The following is a 20624-nucleotide window of genomic DNA, read 5'->3' as shown; positions in this document are numbered from 1 at the left end:
TCGGCGCTGATCAGCGGACGGAGAGGTGTGGCCGCATCGAGGGCCCATTGCCCGAGGGGGCGGAAATGAGGAGCAGGCAGAGGCTGGGGGAAAGCCGCATGGGCAGGACAAGGCGGGACTGGACGTATACAGGCGCCCGATTGGGCCCTGGTCGACCCAGCGCCTACCGCCTGTGCAGGTGAGACGCAAGACCGGCATCACCCAACGCCCAAAAGCCAATCCGCAGCACGAACGGGCCAGTTCGCCGGCCGGGTCAACAAGTGGAAAGCCAAAGGACGCAGCATGAAGACAAGCACCTTACGTGACGCCATTTCCATCGCCTTGCTCGTGATCGCCACCGGTACAACCGAGCGGGTTTTGGCGCAGGAGTCCCCGAGTACGATCACATCGGGCCGCGCCACGGCGACTGGCTCGCAGGTCAGATCCAACTTCGATCTGCCGGCAGGCGAGCTGGCCGCAGCCTTGGATGCATTCGGCACGCAGAGCGGCGTGGAGCTCGTCTTTGAGCCCGAGCAGGTGACGGGGAGGCAGGCGAGCGCGGTCAGCGGGCACATGGACTGGCAGTCTGCGCTGGGCAGGTTGCTCCGGGGCAGCGGGCTGCAGTACCGGCGGACGGGCGACAGGTCCGTTGTGATTGAACCGGCGGGGGAGGGTGCGGCGCCCCGCAACGCAACGGCCCGAACAGCTCCGGAACCCGTCACGCAGCCCACCGCCCCGGCCGCGACGGAGCTGGCGCAGATCACCGTTACCGGCACCCGCATCCGCGGTGGCACGACGCCGTCGCCGGTGATCACCATCGGCAGCGAGCATATCCGCGAAGAAGGTTTCGCCGACCTGGGCGAGGTGATCCGCAGCGTGCCGCAGAACTTCGGCGGCGGGCAGAACCCGGGGGTGATGGGGACTTCCGGCGGCGCAGGCCACCAGGACGTGTCCGGCGGCTCCGCACTCAACCTGCGGGGCCTAGGGCCAGACGCGTCGCTGACCCTGTTGAACGGCCGCCGGTTGGCGTACGACGGGTTTGCTCAGGCTGTCGATATCAGCGCGATTCCGGTGGAGGCCGTCGAACGCCTGGACATCGTGCCGGACGGGGCGTCGGCCATCTACGGTTCGGATGCGGTGGGCGGGGTTGCCAACGTGATCCTGGCGCGCGATTTCGACGGGCTGGCACTGGGGGTGCGCTATGGAGTCGCCACCGACGGTGGCCTGGCGACGCGCGAATACACCGCGACCGCGGGCAGTACGTGGTCCACCGGCGGGGTCATCGTGACCCTGAAGGATGCGTCGGCCGATCCCATCCGCGCCGAACAGCGCCGCTACACCTCCCACCTGGACGAGCCCTACACGATCTACAACACCTGGGACACGCGCAGCGGCTTGGCCAGTCTGCACCAGCGGTTCGGCGACCGGACCGAGCTGCGCCTGGATGCATTGCGGACCGAGCGCGAGACTACGAAGTACTACCCGCAGACGGGCGGCCATGTCCGCAACACGCCGGACGCGTTCGTGTCGCTGGTTGCGCCGAGCGTCGAGTTTTCCCTGGCGCACGATTGGTCGCTGACGTTGGGCGCGGCGCGAGGCCGCAACGAGGCTATCGACGAACGACACGTGGTGACAGCTTCGGAGTCGCGCCTGGGCTCCAGGACCGGGCTCTACAACAGGCACCAGTCGTACGAGCTCGGGGTGGAAGGCCCACTGTTCTCCATTGGTGGCGATTCCGTCAGGCTGGCGGCGGGGGTGGGGTCGCGGACGGATGATTTCCTCAATCGCTCGCATCTCACCGGGGAGGGGTACGGCGGCGAGGAACGCGCCCGCCATGCCTATGCCGAGTTCAGTCTGCCGCTGGTCTCGCCCTCCAGCCGGGTGGCTGGCATCCGTCGATTGGAGTTCAACGCAGCCGCGCGCACTGAGGACTACGACAGCTTCGGCCGCGTGACCACGCCGAAGCTGGGCGTGGTCTACAGCCCCGGCACGGATCTCACGCTGAAGGCGTCGTGGGGCAGGTCGTTCAAGGCGCCCACGGCTTCGCAGCGCTACCAGGACAAGATGGCGTACCTGTGGGCGGCCACTGACACGGGCGGTGAGGGATACCCGGCCGACGCCACGGTGCTGATGTCGTGGGGTGGCAATCTGGACCTCGCCCCCGAGCGGGCGCGCACGTGGACGGCCTCGCTGGCCCTGCATCCGATGGCACTGCCGGGATTGGAGGTCGAGCTGACGACGTTCGGCGTCGACTACACGGACCGGGTGGTGGTGCCCGTCAACTACCAGGTCGCCCTGAGCGACCCTGTGTACGCGGAGTTCGTGGCGCTGGCCCCGACGCCCGGGCAGCAGGCGGACCTGCTGGCGGTCTACGACAGCGCGTTCTACAACCTGTCCGGGACGGCCTACGATCCGGACAACGTGGTGGCGATCGTCTCTAGCCAGTTTCTCAACGCGGCGAGACAGGTGGTGAAGGGCGTCGACCTGTCGGGCACATACCGGTTCGATGTCGGGACCGGCCGCCTGACGCTGCGCGGGTCGGCCAGTTGGCTCGACAGCGTCCAGAAGACCAGCGCCCGGCAACCGGAGTTCGACCTGTCGGGCACGGTATTCAACCCGGCGAAGGTCAACGGCCGGGTGGGTGCGGTCTGGTCGTCCGGCGGGTTCACCGCATCGGGTTTCGCGAACTACACCGCGGGCGTGACCAACCGGCTGGCGGCGCGAACGGAAAAGACCGCCTCGTTCACTACGTGGGATGCCACGCTCCATCATGAGCCGCGTGCATGGCCGGGCCTCACGCTCGGATTGGCGGTGCAGAACCTGCTGGACCGCGACCCGCCGCTGTACACCGTAAGAAATGCGAGCTTCGTGCCGTACGACGCTACGAACTATTCACCGATCGGGCGCTTCGTCAGCGTTTCGGTCTCGAAGCGCTGGTAGGGGCAGACGATGAGTCGGTGTCCCTGCCTGTTGCACGGTGCGATTGTGCTGATGCGCATCCGCCTGGGCTTATGGCTCGCCAGCAGCGGGTGCGCTGCCCTTGTCGTGTTGATCGTGGTGGCTGGGGTGCGCCCCGCCTACGCCGAGGTGATTTCACCACGGCGTCTGCTGGAGGTGGCGGACCTCGGCAACCCCGCGATCTCGCCGGATGGCAGGCAGGTGGCGTTCCGAGTCGAACAGGCCTCGATCGAGCGCAACACCTACGACACGGCCTGGTACGTGCAGGATCTCTCCGGCGATTCGCCGCCGCGGCGCGTCGCGGACGGTGGCGTGCCCCTGCGCCAGCACGTCAACGGACAGGTGCTGCCATCGCCGGTGCGCTGGTCGCCCGATGGCCGTTGGATCTACTACCGGGCGCGCCTGGACGGGCGGGTCTCGATCTGGCGCGCGGCCGCCGACGGATCCCGTGCCGAATCGGTGACGTTCGACGCAGCCGACGTGCGTGACTTCCAGCTGGGCGATCAGGGCGGCGTGCTGCTGTACAGCGTCGGTGCCACGCGGGAGGAGGTGGCCGCCATGGAGAAGCGGGAGTACGACCAGGGCGTGCGTATCGACACCTCCGTGTTCATCGGGGCGGGGCTGTTCCGATCCGCCCGCGTCGAGGGTCGGGCCGCTACGCAGCGGTTTACGAATGATTGGTTTGCGACCGGTCCGCTGATGGCGACGGCACCGGACCGTTGGAGGGCGGTGGACCTCGCGACGATGAAGACGCGGGAGGCTACCCCGCCGGAAATGCCGGAGCCACCCGTGAAGATCGCGCGGCTCCATCGCGACGCTTCGGAGCCGTCGAAACTCGCGGTGCATCCGGACGACGGACGCGTCGCCGCCCTGACGCCTGTTCCCAGCCCCGGGGCGGGAGGGTCGACGAGGCCCGGATTCGTGTTGTCGATGCTCTCTCACGCGGGCGCGCGACACCATGTGGAGTGCGTGGCGGACACGTGCCGAGACCGGGCCATCAGCGACATTGCCTGGCGGCCGGGAAGCGACGAGGTCATCTTCACCGAAACCGACTATCGCCGGCGCATGGGCCGTACCCAATCGCTCCGCGCGTGGAACGTGCGCACCGGGGTCGTCCGGCCGGTTGTGGTCTCGGATGGCCTGCTAAGCGGCAGCCAGCGCTACTGGGACATCCCTTGCGCGTTGTCGCGGGACCTCCTGGTCTGCGTTGCCGCGGAGGCGGACCGCCCGCCGCGACTGGAGGCGATCGACCTGGCGACGGGCGACCGAAGAATTCTGTACGCACCGAATGCAGGGCTGGATAAGGACATCGCGGCGACGGCGCCGGCGCGAGTGATCCGTTGGCAGGATGAGCAGGGTCGGGAATTTACGGGCCACCTGTTCGAGGCATCGAAGCAAGGAGAGCGCAAGCCATCACCGCTGTTCGTGACCTACTACGACTGCTACGGGTTCCTGCGTGGCGGGGTGGGGGACGAGTGGCCGCTGGCCACACTGGCAGAAAGCGGGATCGCGGCGCTGTGCATCAACGCCCTGCCCGGCGCGAGCCCTGACTTCATCGAACGGCATGACCAGGGGCGCATGGCGGTCGAAAGCGTCGTCGCCCACCTGTCTACGGAGGGGCTGGTGGATTCCACGCGCGTGGGAATGGGCGGGCTCAGCTATGGCAGCGAGGTGACCATGTGGACCGTAGCCCACTCGGACATCGTGACAGCAGCTTCGATCAGCGGCGTTTCGGCGACACTCACCTACTATCTGTTCAACAGCCTGCGGGATGGGTTCCGCAGCGGAATGCAGCGATCCTGGCAGCTCGGGATGCTCGAGGAGACGCCTGAACGTTGGCGTGAGATCTCGCCGGCGTTCCACCTGGACCGCATCCGGACACCGCTGCTGTTTCAAATGCCCGAGCAGGAATACAGGATGATGCTGGACTACGCGCTCCCTCTGGTACGCAGGGAGCAGGGCGATCTCTACGTGTTCCCAGACGAAGCGCACATCAAGTTTCAGCCTAGGCACAAGATCGCCGCGTACGAACGCAACGTCGACTGGTTTCGGTTCTGGCTCCAAGACTACAAGGATCCAGACCCCGGGAAGGCCGACCAATACCGAATCTGGGAGCGAATGAAACGGAGAGCAGAGGGACCGATTACGGCAGTGCTTGATCAACCGTCTCGGTGAGCCTGGTTGCGAATCCAGTTTTCTGCCGTGCACAGGTCGAAAGCACGTATGAACGGCATGGTGCGGGGCGCGAACTCGGAAGTGAAGAACCCGGACATCGCGACCGGGTCGAGCAGACCGGCGGCACGCAGCTCGCCTTCCATGAGGAACTCCCGGATTTGGGTCTTGTTACGCGCATAGGCCGTCGCCAGGTACCCGGCGTAGGAGCCCTTGCTTCTTCGGGCAAGGATGGCTTTGGGCAGGGTATCCTTAAATGCGTCACGCGCGACGGCACGATCGCGGCCGCCGGCGATCCACATCCAACTCGGCACCCTCAAGCAGGCTTCCATTACGGGCTGGGACAACAGAGGGCGCCTCACACGCCGGTTCGGCGCCCATGTCGCATGCATGTAGAGCTGTGTGCCGATGAGGTCGTGGACCTTCTCGCAGTCGCCGGGGAACGACCCCGGCGGTGTGTCCAGCCATGGGTGGGGCAGCTCCACCATCTCCAGTGCGTCCGCGCTGAGAAGCGACTGGTCGACCGTCCAGCCACGACGCACTCCGCTCTCGAACGCCTCGATCTTCCTGCGTGCTAGCCTACCCGCCTTCCATATCGTGCACTCGTGGAGTGTCGACAGATCTCTGACCGCGACGGCTCCGGCCGTGATGCCCCGTTCGAGGTAGGCATCGGCTGCGGGGGCGGCAGTCTGCAGGTAGCAGAAGATGCTGTCGCCACCGCCACCCGTATAGAACGTGCTTGTACCGTTTGCGGCGCCGACGCTATCCCACGCCGCGGAGGTTGCGTGTTGGAGCATGCCTGTCGCGGGCACCACGGAGGAAGGTGCGGTGGGCACATCGATGCGTACGTCATCGAAGCCGACCGGCACGGACACGAGTTCGTGTTGCATCGCGTCCGTAACCAATCTCGCATAGGGGCGCTCATCGGTGCCTTCGACCGGCATGACCAAGGAGCAGAACATTGGCTCCGCGCTCATCCCGCGCAGGCAAGACGCAACGATGGACGAGTCCAGGCCACCGGACAGCTGCACGATGAACCGGTGATCTGTAGAGGCGTAGGCATTCACCACCGTTGAAACGGCCTCGCGGATGCCCTCAGCCGCCATGATGGGATCGCGATGGCGTATGCCGTCATGCACGAACTTCCATGGTGACCAAGCGGTGCGTACGGACGCATGTGAAGGACCGATCTCCAGCGCGCAACCTGGCAGTAGCTCGTGAATATCCAACAGCGCCGTGCGCTCAGTCCGCCGGTAAGGGAAATGGAGCCCATGTGCAATAGAATGCCAATCCACTCGGCGGCAATACAGCCCGAGCTCGACTGCGAGGGATATGTCGGACGTGACGAATCCCCGGCCGTTCCTGAGCGAGTGGACGCAAGGAACGCCACCCGACGGATCGCGGAGGAGGCTCACGAGCCTCTCATCCTCGCGTGCAACGGAAAGCGCAACGTAATCACCCCAGCAGTTTTGCAGTAAGTGGTCGCTCAGCCCGCCAATGATGTCGCCCATCGCTCTGGCATGTGTGATTGGCTCCCCTTGCGCGTTGAAGAGCTGTCCGACGACGAGGCCGTTACCGGGAACCGGGATCACGGGCGTCTCCGGAGTCGACCACAAGCATGCGGCGACGGAGGAGAAAGTGCACTGCAGCCCTGCGGACCGAAGATCTTTCACCCTGATCGGAGGCGTGCTGCCGTTGCCGATCAGAAGCAGGAAGCGGGTGATCACCGGATCACCCGGATTGGGGTGTACGCGTTCGCATCCGACAAGGTTTCGTTGAGGACCAAGTCCCCGGCCTGCACCCAGCAGTGTGCGGCGAATGGATGCAAAGTCACACCGAAGACGATGGCCGCCGCCAGTCGCCTTCGGGCGAGAAAGCGTGCCAGCGACAGCGAGTCGAGCAGGCAAGTCCGCTCGACGGGGGCATAGCGGCGCGCTAGCGTGAACTGAGCCGCGGCGGCCGCCAACCGGTCTTGTGCATGTGAGCGCGCCTTGGTAGGGAGCTCTTCATCGTTCGCCCGCATTCCCGTGTTCGCAAGGATGCTTTGCAGATGCTGTGATTGAAGTCGCCAGCGCATCCAGCAGACGGTAGCGAGTACCTCCATGGCGGTTGCGGGACCGGGGCGGATGCGAGAGTAGGGCGCGACCGGTTCGAGCGCGCTTCGGGAGGGCCGCTGAATAGAGTGATTGGACGCTTCGTCCATCTCGTGAGATTCAACGAGGATTCCGGCGGAGATGAGCCCAAGGAGCTGTTTCTCGGGTGGGCGGCCACCGGACCGAACGGTGCGAAAGGCCGCATCGAGTTCAAGCGGGAGCAGGAAGTATCGGTCCCGTGCAACGTCGAGGAAGACCGTACGGTCTTCGATTTCGCAGCACGACACATGTTCCGCCAGGCAATAAGGCATTGTCGGTCTCATCCAAGAGGGCGCGCCTGGGGAGGCGCGCCCTTCGGGGCATCAGTCCTCGGAGATGCCCGGGATCACCGGACGCCCTTCACCGGTCCCTTCCTGGGGGCCCAAGGGCCCCTTGGTCTCGACGCTCGCCACGCCGAGTTCGATGACGTCTTCCGGCACGTTGGTGCGGGTGTTCTCGTTCGCGTTCATGTCTGTCTCCTTCGGGTTGCGTCATGGACATCCCATGACGGAGCCAGCCTAGGAGCCAGATTTCTTGATCTTCAAATGATATTTGCTTGATCAAATGAAGATTCTTTGCGGACTGTGACACGCGTCCTGCAATCGCCGGATTCAGTTTCGGGATCGCGGTGCAGGCGCCTCGGATTACGGATGCCCGCTCGCCCGTGCGCGCGTGATCTGCCGCGCAGGTTGCGCCCTGGATGTGCGCATCCTGCCGGGCAGGGCCGCGCGTAGTCGCGGCGGGCGCTGTGCCGTGCCTAGTGCAGCTGCGCGCTGCGCTCGTTGAACAGCAGCACGATGCACGGCACGAGCTGCTTGCGGCGCTCGTGGTAGTCGCGCAACGCGGACCTGAGAGCCGGGATGTCGCGGCGCTGCCAGTGCCGGTTGAGTGCCGAAAGCTCGTCGAAGGGGTTGTCGATCAGCCCGCTTTTGGCGCGCCGGATGGGCGCCAGCTGGTCGTTGGCCTGCTTGACGGCCCGGTGCAGGGAGCGTTGCAGCGTGGCGCGGGCGATCGCGTCGAACAGCTGCCATGTGCGCTTGACCAGGTCGTCGTCGGCGGACGCCAGCTCCAGCCTTTCGGGCTCCGGCGCCATGGGCGCGATGCCACTATCGCAGGCCATCAGCAGCAGGCGCTCCATCCAGCCGTAGAGGTCGCGCAGGGCGGCCTCGGTGGGTAGCGGCACGTGCAGCCCGTCGCGGGCCTGGTCGTTGATCATGCCTTCGCCCACCAGGCGGTACAGGGCGAACCGGACGGGCATGGTACTGGTGTTGAACTGCGCGGCCAGCGCGCCCGGATCGATGCGCTGCCCTGGCACGTAGCGCCCCGACTGCAGCGCCCGCCTGACCTGCCCGTACAGGAATGCGGTCTTGGAGTGGGTTGCACTCATGGCAGAACTCCATGTCTGCGGTTTGCGGCCTCCCTTGGGATGGACATTACTTGCAGCGGGGAGCGCGCCGCTCAGGATACGGCCCTTGGCGGCGCGTTCTGAACACTTGGTCACAAACGTGCTGTAGGAAATTTCCTACAGAGGACTGCGGCACCGGGCCTTGGAATCGCCTGGGGGCTGCCTCTCATGGCGTTCCTACGCCCCCGTCGTATCTTTCGCCCCGCCATCGCCGGCCAGTTGCGCCTCGATCTGCGCCAGCGCATCGCGGCTCGATGCCGTGCGCTGTGCCACCTCCGCCACGACATCGCGCTTGTCGTCGAGCATGCGTTGTCGCTGCGGCGATCGGGTGCCGCCCCTCACCTGCTCGATGGCCTGCAGCATGCGCAGCAGGACGGTGGTGTTGCGGTGTGCGTTCTCCAGGATCTGGTCGAACGTCAGCGCCAGCAGGCGCTCGAATCCCGGCCCCGCAGGCAACACGCGCAGGGTGTCGCCGTCGCGTATCGGGCGTGGCTCGATGCGGCGCCCGGCCAGGCGCCGCAGGATCAGCGACAGGCAGTCGAGGCTGGTGATGGCGGTTGTGGTGTCGTTGATGCCGGGCGACAACGCCTTGAGCGCCACGTCGACGAGCTGGCGGATGCCGAAGGCCACGTCCTGTTCGATGGTGCGGTAGGAGTCGATAGCGAACAGGCTGGACGGGCAGCGCATGGCTTCGGCATCCGACGCGTGCTTGGCGCCGATGCTGGCGATCGGCAGATCGGGGCTGGCGAAGTCGCCGAGGTGGCGTTTCATGTGCACCACCACGCTTCGCGCTTGCGCGCGAGTTCGAGCAGCGTGTTGCGGTCCACTGTTTCGATGTAGCCCATCTGCGTCGCCGGCACCGGGTACCAGCGCAAACCGCCGCTGGCGTCGGGATCGGCGGCGGCCTCCTCGCCTTCCAGTGGTTCGGGAAATACCTCGTCGATGGTGCGCAGGGTGTCGGCCGCGATGCTCCGGGTGATCTCGCCGACTGGATCGACGCCGACACGCGGTGGATGAAGAAGACCAGGAACGCCACCGCTACCAGTGCCAGCAGCAGCCCGGCAGTCACGGCCACCAGCGGTACGAAGCCGCCGCCATCGTTGCTGGTGATGGTGCGCATCACGCACAGGCAGTAGGTGAAGACGCCGAGGAAGACACCTAGCACCACCTGGTTGCCGCGGTCGCGCATGAAGTTGCGCAGCACGCGCGAGGTGTACTGCGTGGATGCCTGCGCAAGCGCGACGATGGTGATTGAGAACACCACGCCGGCCACGGTGATCGTCGAGCCGGCGATGGTGGCCGTTAGCTGGCGGGCGCCGTCTGCGCCCACCGCGAACAGCGTGGGCCAGCGCTCGCCCGGCCCGCTGCCGAGTTGCTGGTCGAGTGCGACCAGTCCCGTCGCCAGGCCGAGCGATGCCAGCACGATGAGCGCTGGCAGGAACCAGAAGCTCGACCGTAGGCTGACGGCCAGTTTGCCCAGGATTCCGCTCGACATCCGGCTGGCCATGCGACCTCCTCGATGGATCGGGGCAGGGTCGCGAGGCCCCTGTGGAGGGGGTGCGAAGCAGTGGCGGTGCGCGGCAGGCGAGGATGAGGGGGCGGCGGTGATTGACGGGGTGCCCGGTCAAGCGCCCTCCCGGTCAGCCTGCCGCCTGGAGCTCGGCGAGCAGTGCGCGCGGCGTGGTACCGGCGATGGCATGGAACTCGGCGATGAGATGGGCCTGGTCGTAGTAGCCCGCCGCAGCGGCGATGGTGGCCCAGCTCGTGGCGCCATTCTCGCGCGCGGCGGCCAGGGCTTGGTGGAAACGTGTCAGCCTGGCGAACGCCTTCGGGCTCACGCCCACGGCTTCGCGGAACACGCGCCGGAGGTGGCGCTCGCTCACGCCTAGGCCGCGGGCGACGGTACGCACGCTGGCGCTTACCAGCCGTTCGGCGGCAGTGAAGGCCAGTCGCGCGTGGGCGCCGGGTGCGTCCGCCGTTGCGATGCGTTCGGCGATCGCGTGCTCCAGGACTGCGGCGGCGGCGGCCGTGTCGGCGGCGGCGGCAAGCCGGCCACGCAGCCGCCGTGTCGCCGCGTCGCTCCACAGGTCCTCGAGTGCGACGATGCGCCCGGCGATTTCAGAGGCGGGCACGCCGAGCACCGCTTCGTACGTGCTCAGATGGAGGCGCGCGAACACGATGCGTTGCCCGCCGGGGACGACCTTGCGATGCGCCGTCTGCCGTACGCCGAGGGCGTGGGCGTCGAGACCATCGCGTATCGACGGGCCCAGGCGGACAACGAGGTGGATCTCCGGGTGCGGAATGGCCACGCGTGGCAGGGTGCGCTCGCATTCGTCCACGGAGAGTTCCGCCATGGCGGGCGGTGTCGCCAGCCCTGGCCCGGAGCGGTGGCGGTGCAAGTGCGTCTGCATGGCCCGATTCTGGTGACGGCGTACCGGTCGCGCAAGGCATGGCCGTTTTTTCCAATGCACGCCGAATGCCGGGGGCTACGCTTTCCCGCATGAAGACCATCCTCATCACCGGTGCGACCGGAAAAGTTGGAAGCCGGCTCGTCAAGCGCCTCGCCGGGCGTGGCGATCGCCTGCGCGCCCTGGTGCGCGATACGGCGCGGGCCGTCCACCTGCGCAACGACCACGTGGAGCTGGTGGAGGGGGATCTGCTCGATCCCGACTCGCTCCAGGCCGCCGTACGCGGCGTCGATGCCGTGGTCCATTGCGCCGCGTTCTTCCGTGGCGCCACCCCCGAGCAGGCGCACGCGGTGAATGAACAGGGCACGCGGCACCTCGCCAATGCGGCCCGCGCCGCGTCCGTTGGACGCTTCGTTTTCACGAGTACCGGCCTGGTCTACGGGCCGACGGGCGGCAGCCGTGCCTGCGAGGACGACGCCTGCGCGCCGGTGGACGCCTATCCCCTGAGCAAGCTCGCCGCCGAGCGCTTCCTGCTCGCCATCGACGGTCTGGACGTGCGCGTGCTCCGCCTGCCGTTCGTCTATGGCGACGGCGATCCGCACATCGTGGAGGTCGTGCCGTTGATGCGCGGCTTCCCGCCGGACCAGTGCATGTCGATCGCCCACCACGCCGACGTCGCGCAAGCCGTGGCCTGCGTGCTCGATGCGCCCGCGCCTGCGCATCGCATCTACAACGTCGTCGCCGACGAGGCGCCCGATCTGGCCGCGCTGTTCGCATCCGTCGGCCAGTCCCCGCCCGATGGTTCGCAGGCGGAGCGGGCGCGTGCCTTCGATGTGCTCCTCGACGGCAGCCGCATCCGCGAGGACCTCGGTTTCAGGCCGCTGTTCCCGCGCCTCGAGGACGGGGCCGAGGCCGATGTGCTGAGTTCGTGATCCCGCTACTCGGGTTCTTTGGATTCAGCGGGCCGGTCGGGCCACGTGTTCCGGGTCGAACTTCGGCGCGCGCGCGTAGTCGTCGCCGGTAAACGGCCTGTCCCGGAACAGATAGCCGTAATAGAAGCGGCGCAGCGCGGCGTGGTAGGCGCGGATCCGGTCCTGGTAGGCGAGATGTGCCTGCATGTCGGTTTCCGCCCAGCGTGTCAGCAGGGCCTGCATGCCGACCGGCGGCAGCAGCCAGCCCAGGCGGGCGGCGGCGGCCGAGCGCCGTTCGACGCCGTCGCGATAGGCCGCGGCCATTCCGGCGACGCTCTCGTCGCCATTCTGGTGGAAGGCCAGGTACCACTTGTAGTGGAAGCCGTCGCCCAGCGGTGCCGAGTCGCTCCACTCCGGATGACGCGCGTAGAAGCGCGCCATCGTGTCCTCGCGTGGGATGTCCCAGGCGCGGTTGACCTGCTCGCGCTGGGCCCGCGCGATCTCGGCGCCCTGGTCGACGCGGATCGTCCGCTCGATCGCCACGTGCGACAGCGTCGGCAGGACGAGGGCGATGGCGACCCACAGCGTGGCCAGCGACGCGGCGTTGGCCGTCGAGGACCAGCCCAGCCTCGCCACCAGCAGCGCCAGCACGATCCAGAACAGCAGGTAGGCGGCAACCGCTGCAACGACCGCGGCGACCAGCGACAGGGGGACCTGCTGGTGCAGTGCGAATCCGACGAACGGAAGCGCCACGCACGCCAGCAGTGCGAGCCCACGCACGGCGCAGCGCCGCAGGTACAGCCGCTCCATCGAGCCGGGCAGGGAACGCAACATCCGCTCGCGCCCGGACTCGGTCTCGGCCGAGCGCAGGTCATGGACCAGCACGACTACGAACAGCGGCAGCAGGAAGGTCAGCAGGAACGCATAGTCGAAGCGGCCCGCAAGGGCCAGCTCGGGGTTGAAGGCGTCGCCGTCGTGGATCTGCGCCTCGAGTCCCAGCGCGCGGACGCGCAGGACGTAGGGCGCCACATCGCGCATGCCGATCGCAGCGAACGCGAGCGCCGAAGGGGGATTCCAGGTCGGGTGGAACGTGTAGTAGGCGGCGTGGCCGGCATCGGTGGAATCGCCGTGTGCGGCGACCACCGCGGCAAGGTCCTGCTGCTGCAGCGGCGCGATGCGTTCGATCGCCTGGCGCTGGCTGTCGATGCGCTGCAGTCCCGACGCCAGGCTGGCCACCGCCAGCGCGACGAGGAGGGCCAGGCCCGCCGCCGCCATGCGCGAGCGCAGCAACAGGGCGAGTTCGTAGCGCCACGGGCTCATCGCGCCACCTCCAGCCGGCGCGAGGCGAGTGCCAGCACCGCCAGCGCGGCGAGCAGCCAGCCGAGCAGCACCAGCGCGCCGGGAAGCATCGCCCGGAACAGCGTGGACGCCTGCCGCGGAACGAACGCGAACGGCGGGATCTCCTGCCAGTGCGCGCGGTCCACGCGCTTGCGGCGATCGGCATCGGCGTCGCGGGCGGTGTCGTCGGCGTAGCTGACGCCGTCGGCCTGCAACTGGTTCAACTGCTGGACCATGCGGTAGCGGTGGGCCTCGGCCTGCTCCAGGAAGCGCAGGTGGGCGGCCAGGTCGGTCTGCGCGGCCGCCATCGACAGCTGGCGCAGCGCGATCGTCGGGCTGAGCGCCGCGAACGCCGCGACCAGCGCGTTCTGGTCCTGCTGGATGCCGGCGCTGCGCTCGGCATAGCGGTTGAACAGGTCCGACGTGAGCCGCTCGCCCTCCACCGCCACCAGGCCCTTGTAGTTCACCGGCAGGTCTTCGATCCGTTCGACGCCGTGGCGCGCCAGCACGTTGCGCTTGAAATCGGAAAAGTAGGGATCGTCGGGATCATGGCTGTCGCCGATCCGGCGCAGGTCGGCGGCGATGCCCACGTCCGTCTGCAGCCGGTCGGGCAGCGAAAACGCCGCGTACGCCGCGTCGGGCGCCAGCCGGGGCACCAGCAGGACGGACAGCGACCAGACGGCCACCAGGGCCAGCAGGGCGTCGCGCCGCCTTGGGATCAGCGCGGAGACGCCCGCGATCAGTACGCACCAGACCCCCAGGTACAGCGCATACGCCAGCATGAGCGCCAACGCGATGCCCGCCGATGCGCCCGGGGCCGCGGCCATGACGGCCAGGCCGAGCACCGCCGGCGACAGGAAGACACCGGCCACCGTCAACAGCGCGGCGAGTTTGCCGGTCACGATGGCCCTGGTCGACGCGCCCTGCAGCATCAGCTGGCGCAGCGTGCCGCGCTCGCGCTCCTGCGCGAGCAGGCCGTGTCCCAGGAACGCCAGGACCAGCGGCGCCAGCACCTGCAGCACGAAGGCCGGGGTCAGCTGGCCGAAGCGCACCAGCACCGAGCTCTGCATCACGTCGCCGAAGTTGGCGGTGTTCTGGCGGTGGCCTTCCAGGAACATGCTGGTCCCGGTAAACGGGTCCACCCCGGCGTCGAAGGCGGCCAGCGACGACGGCAGGCGGTAGACGAAATGGCCGTAGTGGACCACCCGGTGCGGGTGGCGGTCGGGTTGGGCGTCGAAGGCTTCCTGCGCGGCCGCCTGCTGCCGCGCCCGGTACTCCTCGGCGCCGCGCATGTGGTGGTAGGACACCAGGGTCGAGATCAGCGCCAGCATCGCCAGCAATGCGATGCCGGCCAGCGCGGTCCGGTTGCGCAGCATCGCGCGCAGTTCGCTGCGCATCACCGGGCGGACGGCGCTCATGCGGCCCGGGCCCTGCCGGAGAAGTGCGCATGCAGCGCGGACAGGTCGAAGCCGGCACGGTCTTCCTGGTGCGCGATCCGCCCCTGCTCCAGCACGCCGATGCGATCGGCGACGTCGACCGCGCCCATCAGGTCGTGGGTGACCATCAGCACCGACGCCCCGCGTGCACGCACCGACTCCAGCAACCCGTGGAAGTCGGCGCTGGCGCCCGGGTCGAGCCCCGAGGTCGGCTCGTCCAGCAGCAGCAGCGGCACCTCGCGCATCAGGGCGACGGCGATCGCTACCTTCTGCCGCATGCCCTTCGAGAATCCCGCCAGCCGCTGCTTCCATGCCGACTCCTGCAGCCCGGCCGCGCGGAACGCCTCGTGGATGGCGTCCCGCCGGTAGCTTCGCCCGGCCAGGGACAGCAGGTAATCGGCGTTCTCGAATGCGGACAGATGCTCGTAGAGCGCCACGTTCTCGGGCAGGTAGGCCAGCTGCGCCCGCGCCCGGGCAGGCTCGCGCGAAGGCTCGACGCCATTGACCAGGACCGTTCCCGCATCGGGCCTGCGGAAGCCGAGCAGGACCGAGAGCGTCGTCGACTTGCCGGTGCCGTTGCCCCCGAGCAGCGCATAGATGCTGCCGGCCTCCACGCGGAGATCCAGGCCGGAGAGCACGGGCCTGTCGGCGAACGAAACGGAGAGCCCGTGGACATCGACAACGGGTGCGGGATGGGAAGGCATTGGCGGGCCAGGTCGTGGTTTTAGGCATGTTATAACATTTCAATGCTTCTCAGCGACCCGCGCCTTCCCCTTGCGAACCAGCTTGCATCTGTCGATGCTGCTTGCCCTTGCCTGCTCCCCTGCGCTGGCACAATCCGGCGACTTCAGCATCGACCTGCAGGTCAGGAACCTGGCCGATCACGGGTCCGAGTACGTCTGGTACGACGCTTTCTTCTGGGGCGGCGACGACCAGCCGATGTTCTCGGCGGCGCCCGGGCGTTCGGCCTATGTGTCCTTCGACATGAAGCTGTAGAGAAGAACCTCAGGAACACCCCCGGGTCGGGCTCACTTCCCGATGCCGTTGTGAGCCGGGGCGGCAGGATCGGGCTGTGTCTGTCCTCCGCCACCGCGAGCGACCGAGCGACCACGCCGGACTGTGCGCACCATCACCGACGCCGGAAGAAAGCTGGTGGAAACCCTAGGTAGTCGCCCTTGGTCGGGCGGCTAACAATGGACGCGCGCGCCGGCCCATGCCCGCGCGGCAGCCCCCCTCCTGCTTCGGAAGCCCCCGCCATGAGCATCCCGGTCGACCACGTCGCGTCCACGCAGACCTTCGCACCCCCCCAGCAGCCGCCGGCATCCGCGTCCTCCTACCAGGACGGCCGCGCGGCGGGCGAGCAGATCGCGGAGCTCGTCCCCGCCAACATGAAATACAACTCGACCGAGATCCCGATGCTGGTCGATCACTTTTCCGGCGACCTGGTCGATGCGCTGGAGAAGGCGGGCAACGATCCGGAGTTCGCCGCCGGCTTCGTCGAGGCGCTCGGACCGGAACGCTTCTCGCGCCTGGTGGCGGCGGTCGACCAGATCCCGAACACGCAGGCCTACGGCACCGACCCGCAGGTCACCCAGGACACCACCGAACTGCTGCAGTCGCTGTCCGTCGCTCTTGGCGCCGCCACGCGCAGTCCGCAGGGCGCGATCGATGCCGGCTTCGTTCGGGAGATCACCAGCCAGAACGGTTTCGTCACCGACCGCGGGCTCGATCCGGAGCTGGCGGCGATCCTGCTCAACGAGGGCGACTACACGCCGGAAACCGCCGCGGAACTGGGTGCCCATGTGTTCCTGGAAGGCGAGCCGCCGCAGATCATGGACCGGCCCGAAGGCAGCCTGCCGGTGCCGGCGCATCGCGAGCCGCTGCTCAAGCCCGCCAGCCACGACGTCGGCTGGGACAACACCGGCGCATGGGCCACCGCCTTGCACGGCATCCTCCGCAACCAGGCTTCTTCCGAGGTGCTCGCCATCCGCGGCGACGATCCCAACGACGCCACCGTGGCCGAACGCCTGCTCGATCCGGGGATCAAGCCCGACAGCCTCACCGTCATCTCGCCCCTGGTCGGCGCCGTGCTCGATACGCCGCGCGCCAACCTCGCCACCGACCCGAACGACCAGGCGGCGATCGCGGCGGTCGAGTCGCTGGTGCTGGCCAGCCATGCCCACAACGGCCGCGTCGGCGAGTGGGCGCAGGAACCGCTCGGCCGGCTCTACATGGCCTATCCCGGCGAGATCCTCAACGTCGGCGAGGGCAGCAGCGCCTTCCCCGCGTCCCAGTCTCCGCTCGGCGAGCGCCTGGCGGCGCTGGGCGCCGACTACTCCGGCGCCGGCGCCAACCTGATGACGGCGGCGCTGGGCGCCGACGGCACGCCGCCGCTGCGCCTGGACCAGCCGCAGGGCCTGCCGCCGTTCATGGCGCCGGCCGAGCGCTACGACAGCTGGGAACAGGCGATCCACGCGGCCACCGACCACTACCGCGCCCAGGTGCAGGACTACGGCCCGCCGCGCGAGGCCGATGTGCAGGGCACGCCCTACATCGACCTGGAAGACCTGGCCGACGAGATCGCCGACATCGACGCCGAACTGGTGCAGGCGCAGTTCGGCGCCAACGCCATCGCCGCCACCGACGTCGACAACGACAACCAGGCCAAGCAGGACGCCGTCAACGTCATCAGCGACTACATCGGCTTCGGCATCGGCCTGGGCACCGGCGGCGCCTCCCGCGCGGCCTTCGCCACCGGCTACAACACCCATGTCGAAGGCGCGCTGCTCGAGGCGCTGTGGCCCACCGACAACGCCTCGCAGGTCTTCGAGAACGAGGTGCCCGGCTTCGCCCGCGAGCTGGTCGCGGCGCAGACGGTGCAGATCGTGGAGGCCGCGGCGAGAAGCGGCGCCGTCGAACTGCCGGACTCGCTGCGCGATCCCGAGACCGGCGGGCTGCGCACGCCGACCTCGGACGCGGACGGCGCGCAGTTCGCCCAGGACCTGGCCGGCTTCGTCGCCGGCAACCCGGCCATGCAGCAGGCCGTCGACCAGGCCGCCAGCAATTTGATGGCGCGCGTCAACGCCCTGCGCGCGGGCGACTACCGCGGCGGCGGCTGACAGGCCGCCGCCAAGCCGTAGGAGGCCCCCGCCGAGTTGCCGGCAACCGCCTCGGACACCATGCCGGCGACGCGTTCCGGTTCAGAACCCCGCGTGCCCCGGCAGCAGCGCCCGCAACTCCGCGTCGGTCAGGTTGCGCCATTGGCCGGGCTTCAGGTGGGCCAGCTTGACCGGCCCGATCCGCACCCGGACCAGCTGCTTCACCCGCAGGTCGAAGTGGGCGGCCATGAGGCGGATCTGGCGGTTGAGGCCCTGCACCAGGGTGATCCGGAAGCCGAACCTGCCCAGCGGGCCGGTGCGGCACGGCAACGTGACCTGCCCGTGGACGGGTACGCCGCGGGCCATGCCGCGCAGGATGCCGTGGGTGACCGCGTGGTTCACGGTCACCAGGTACTCCTTCTCCAGCTTGTGCTCGGCGCGCAGGATGGCATTGACGATGTCGCCGTTGCTGGTCAGCAGGATCAGGCCTTCCGAATCCTTGTCGAGGCGGCCGATCGGGAAGATGCGGTCCCGATGATCGACGAAATCGACGATGTTGCCCCTCACCGAGGCCTCGGTGGTGCAGGTGATGCCCGTCGGCTTGTGGAGTGCGATGTAGGCGTGGCGGCGTTTGCCGGGGGCGGCCGTTCGCGATTGCAGCGCCTGGCCGTCGACCATGACCAGGTCGCCCTCGCCGACCTCGGCGCCCACGCGCGCGCGCTGGCCGTTGACCGTCACCCGGCCGTCGCCGATGAGGCGGTCGGCCTCGCGCCGCGAACACGCGCCGGTGTCGCTGATGTGCTTGTTCAGGCGCATGGCCGGGTGCGTCGCCGGTGATCGCGAAAGGCGCGCAGTCTGGCAGATCGGGCGCGCGGGGTCATGGAGCGCGGAAGACGAAAGCCCGGTGGCCGGGAACGCCGCCTGCGCAGGCTTCCTGGCGCAAGCGAACGGACGTCAGGAGCGAGTCCCCTAACCCGGGGGCCGTGCCTGCACCCGCAATCGCGCGGGCACGTCCGGATGCGGGATGACGGCCGCCAAGCAAAAGACCCCGGGCGTTGCCGCCCGGGGTCCTGGTACCGCTGATGCGGTGCAAGCGTCGAGTAGATGCTTACTCGGGCTGGACTTCTTCGGCCTGCAGGCCCTTCTGGCCCTGCGCAACCTTGAACGTCACCTTCTGGCCTTCCTGCAGGGACTTGAAGCCGCTGCCCTGGATCGAACGGAAATGGACGAACAGGTCGTCGCCGCTCTGCGGGGTGATGAAGCCGAAGCCCTTGGCGTCGTTGAACCACTTGACGGTGCCGCTTTGACGATCGGACATGGTGTTACTCCTTGGATCAATTGAGGAAAGCACGGCCCGCGGAATGCGATGCCGGGACTGTATCGAGCAAGGGGTAACGCGAAGCGATGGAGTGGATCGTCTGGAGAGGCCGGCTTCGGCCCTGGAACCGGTGATCTACCGCATCGGAGCCACGATGTACCGTGATCCCGCTTTGAACAGTGCATGCACTTTACCCCACTTTCCGGCAATAGGGATGTAAGGGAGCTAACCGCAGGTGATTCCCTCCGCCCCTGAGGTTTCCCCACATTTCTTGGCGCTTGTCCTCCCCCTTTGAAAAAGGGGGATTGAGGGGGATTTGCTTCGACCGTGGTTCTGTTGGGCGCTCAACAAATCCCCCAACCCTGAAGTTCCCCCTGTTTTCCTGCAATCAATTCAATGGCTTGGCTGCTTCCCCCCTTTGAAAAAGAGGGGCTGGGAGGATTTGCTCGGTGACCGACCAAGCAACAGCAACAGCAAATCGCTACGCGATTCCCGGCCCTCGCGCAGCGCGCGAGGGCGCTCGAGCCACCGCAAGCCTGCGGCTTGCAAGCGGCGGCTTTCGCCCCCCTCAATCCCCCTTTTTCAAAGGGGGAAGATAGGCTGCGAGGAATCTGGGGAAACCTCAGCCTCCGCTCCCTTTTTTCTTCTTCTCTCAAGGCGCCGGCCGCTCGGGTTTGAACCCCATCGCCTCGCGGTAGCGCAGGTACAAGGCCTGCACCTTGTCCAGGTAGTGCCGGGTTTCGGGGAAGGGCGGCACGCCGCCGTGGAGCGCCACCGCGCCCAGCCCGGCGTTGTAGGCCGCGGCGGCCAGCGTGCGGTCGCCGTCGAACCGGCGCAGCAGCATCCGCAGGTGCCGGGCCCCGCCGTCGATCGACTGCGCCGCCGACAGGGGATCGGCGACACCGAGCTCGGCAGCGACGTCTGGCATCAGCTGCATCACGCCCAGCGCGCCCTTGGGCGAGACCGCGTCGGCATCGAAGCCGCTCTCGGCGTGGGCGATCGCGCGCAGCCAGGCCTCGTCCACGCCGGTGGCGCGCGCCGCCGCGCGGAACTGGGCGTCGAAGGCCTCCAGGCGCGGCGCGCCGACGCGCCCGAGCCCTGGGTGGGCCGGCTCGCCCGGCGGCGTCTCCACGGTGAACTTCAGGAACACCCGCGAGCCGGGCAGGTTGCGGGTCGAATAGACCAGCTTGCCGTCCTGCTCGCGCTCGTACAGGGTGCCGCTGAAGATGCCGAAGTTGCCCCAGAGGTTGGCCGGCTTGCCGGGCGCGTCGGCCACCTTATGGGCCTCGCAGCGCGACCCCGGTTCGGGCGCCGTGGCCAGGCTCACGGTGCCGTCGCGGACGCAGCGGTAGATCGTTCGCGCCGTGGCAGGTGCTGCGGCGCCGTACAGCAACACCAGCACAAGAAGGATGGGAGCGGAGGGAACTGAACCTGAGGTTCCCCCACATTTGTCGCAGCCTATCTTCCCT

The 20624-nt window shown here is 68.0% G+C and carries 18 protein-coding genes and 1 pseudogene; 5 read left to right on the top strand and 14 right to left on the bottom strand.

From position 1 onward, the window contains the following. Window positions 1–282: 282 nt before the first annotated feature. Together U3649_RS00095 and U3649_RS00090 are read left to right on the top strand one after the other, a co-directional pair. On the top strand, window positions 283–2919 hold the full coding sequence (locus tag U3649_RS00095; protein WP_407352871.1) for a TonB-dependent receptor domain-containing protein: 2637 nt from the start codon (window positions 283–285) through the stop codon (window positions 2917–2919). Between the two features lie 51 nt (window positions 2920–2970). Then, the gene (locus U3649_RS00090) at window positions 2971–5112 is read left to right on the top strand and encodes an Atxe2 family lasso peptide isopeptidase (protein WP_407352870.1); all 2142 of its coding nucleotides are present in this window, start codon (window positions 2971–2973) and stop codon (window positions 5110–5112) included. On the opposite strand, the gene U3649_RS00085 is transcribed toward U3649_RS00090, so the two are convergent. The 8 genes and pseudogenes from U3649_RS00085 to U3649_RS00050 all read right to left on the bottom strand — a co-directional run bounded on the left by U3649_RS00085 (window position 5097) and on the right by U3649_RS00050 (window position 11000). Further along, window positions 5097–6836, bottom strand: coding sequence for an asparagine synthase-related protein (locus U3649_RS00085; protein ID WP_407352869.1), 1740 nt, complete (start codon window positions 6834–6836; stop codon window positions 5097–5099). The genes U3649_RS00090 and U3649_RS00085 overlap by 16 nt on opposite strands. Continuing rightward, window positions 6833–7513, bottom strand: a complete 681-nt coding sequence (locus U3649_RS00080; RefSeq protein WP_407352868.1) for a lasso peptide biosynthesis B2 protein — start codon at window positions 7511–7513, stop codon at window positions 6833–6835. The genes U3649_RS00085 and U3649_RS00080 overlap by 4 nt, the downstream gene beginning before the upstream one ends. Window positions 7514–7564: 51 nt before the next feature. Next, window positions 7565–7711 carry a benenodin family lasso peptide gene (locus U3649_RS00075; protein ID WP_407352867.1) on the bottom strand — a complete coding sequence of 49 codons (147 nt, stop codon included), beginning with the start codon at window positions 7709–7711 and terminating at the stop codon, window positions 7565–7567. 287 nt (window positions 7712–7998) lie between these two features. Beyond that, on the bottom strand, window positions 7999–8628 hold the full coding sequence (locus U3649_RS00070) for a GntR family transcriptional regulator (protein WP_407352866.1): 630 nt from the start codon (window positions 8626–8628) through the stop codon (window positions 7999–8001). 195 nt (window positions 8629–8823) lie between these two features. Further along, window positions 8824–9417, bottom strand: coding sequence for a DUF2254 family protein (locus tag U3649_RS00065; RefSeq protein ID WP_407352865.1), 594 nt, complete (start codon window positions 9415–9417; stop codon window positions 8824–8826). After that, window positions 9414–9773: a hypothetical protein gene (locus U3649_RS00060; RefSeq protein ID WP_407352864.1), complete on the bottom strand. Its 360-nt coding sequence runs from the start codon at window positions 9771–9773 to the stop codon at window positions 9414–9416. Before U3649_RS00060 ends, U3649_RS00065 begins: the two co-directional genes overlap by 4 nt. Continuing rightward, window positions 9692–10141 (bottom strand): annotated as a pseudogene (locus U3649_RS00055) (DUF2254 family protein); the annotation flags it as partial. The gene U3649_RS00060 and the pseudogene U3649_RS00055, both read right to left, overlap by 82 nt. A gap of 145 nt (window positions 10142–10286) precedes the next feature. After that, window positions 10287–11000, bottom strand: coding sequence for a helix-turn-helix domain-containing protein (locus U3649_RS00050; protein WP_407352863.1), 714 nt, complete (start codon window positions 10998–11000; stop codon window positions 10287–10289). An 8-nt stretch (window positions 11001–11008) separates the two neighbouring features. On the opposite strand from U3649_RS00050, the gene U3649_RS00045 reads away from it, so the two are divergent. After that, window positions 11009–11986 carry an NAD-dependent epimerase/dehydratase family protein gene (locus U3649_RS00045; protein WP_407352862.1) on the top strand — a complete coding sequence of 326 codons (978 nt, stop codon included), beginning with the start codon at window positions 11009–11011 and terminating at the stop codon, window positions 11984–11986. 24 nt (window positions 11987–12010) lie between these two features. Here U3649_RS00045 and U3649_RS00040 read toward each other — a convergent pair whose 3' ends face one another. Genes U3649_RS00040 through U3649_RS00030 form a run of 3 tightly spaced genes read right to left on the bottom strand, consistent with a single transcriptional unit; the run spans window position 12011 to window position 15443 of the window. Beyond that, window positions 12011–13285 carry a DUF3526 domain-containing protein gene (locus tag U3649_RS00040; RefSeq protein WP_407352861.1) on the bottom strand — a complete coding sequence of 425 codons (1275 nt, stop codon included), beginning with the start codon at window positions 13283–13285 and terminating at the stop codon, window positions 12011–12013. Beyond that, window positions 13282–14721 carry an ABC transporter permease gene (locus U3649_RS00035; protein ID WP_407352860.1) on the bottom strand — a complete coding sequence of 480 codons (1440 nt, stop codon included), beginning with the start codon at window positions 14719–14721 and terminating at the stop codon, window positions 13282–13284. The genes U3649_RS00040 and U3649_RS00035 overlap by 4 nt, the downstream gene beginning before the upstream one ends. Continuing rightward, window positions 14718–15443 (bottom strand): ABC transporter ATP-binding protein, encoded by a 726-nt coding sequence (locus U3649_RS00030; protein ID WP_407352859.1) that lies wholly within the window; start codon window positions 15441–15443, stop codon window positions 14718–14720. The genes U3649_RS00035 and U3649_RS00030 overlap by 4 nt, the downstream gene beginning before the upstream one ends. A gap of 94 nt (window positions 15444–15537) precedes the next feature. On the opposite strand from U3649_RS00030, the gene U3649_RS00025 reads away from it, so the two are divergent. Together U3649_RS00025 and U3649_RS00020 are read left to right on the top strand one after the other, a co-directional pair. Then, entirely contained in the window at window positions 15538–15735 is a 198-nt protein-coding gene (locus U3649_RS00025) for a hypothetical protein (protein WP_407352858.1), read from the top strand. A 260-nt stretch (window positions 15736–15995) separates the two neighbouring features. Beyond that, window positions 15996–17858, top strand: coding sequence for a hypothetical protein (locus U3649_RS00020; protein ID WP_407352857.1), 1863 nt, complete (start codon window positions 15996–15998; stop codon window positions 17856–17858). Between the two features lie 81 nt (window positions 17859–17939). Here the strand turns inward: U3649_RS00020 and U3649_RS00015 are convergent, their stop codons facing one another. The 3 genes from U3649_RS00015 to U3649_RS00005 form a co-directional block, all read right to left on the bottom strand. Further along, window positions 17940–18653 carry a pseudouridine synthase gene (locus tag U3649_RS00015; protein ID WP_407352856.1) on the bottom strand — a complete coding sequence of 238 codons (714 nt, stop codon included), beginning with the start codon at window positions 18651–18653 and terminating at the stop codon, window positions 17940–17942. A gap of 292 nt (window positions 18654–18945) precedes the next feature. After that, on the bottom strand, window positions 18946–19155 hold the full coding sequence (locus U3649_RS00010) for a cold-shock protein (RefSeq protein WP_407352855.1): 210 nt from the start codon (window positions 19153–19155) through the stop codon (window positions 18946–18948). Between the two features lie 652 nt (window positions 19156–19807). After that, window positions 19808–20557: a lytic transglycosylase domain-containing protein gene (locus U3649_RS00005; RefSeq protein ID WP_407352854.1), complete on the bottom strand. Its 750-nt coding sequence runs from the start codon at window positions 20555–20557 to the stop codon at window positions 19808–19810. Between the last annotated feature and the right edge of the window lie 67 nt (window positions 20558–20624).

It is taken from the genome of Luteimonas sp. R10 (assembly GCF_045689605.1).
GTDB lineage: Bacteria > Pseudomonadota > Gammaproteobacteria > Xanthomonadales > Xanthomonadaceae > Luteimonas.
The sequence above is the reverse complement of the archived record's forward strand: the minus strand, read 5'-3'. Positions and strand labels throughout refer to the sequence as shown.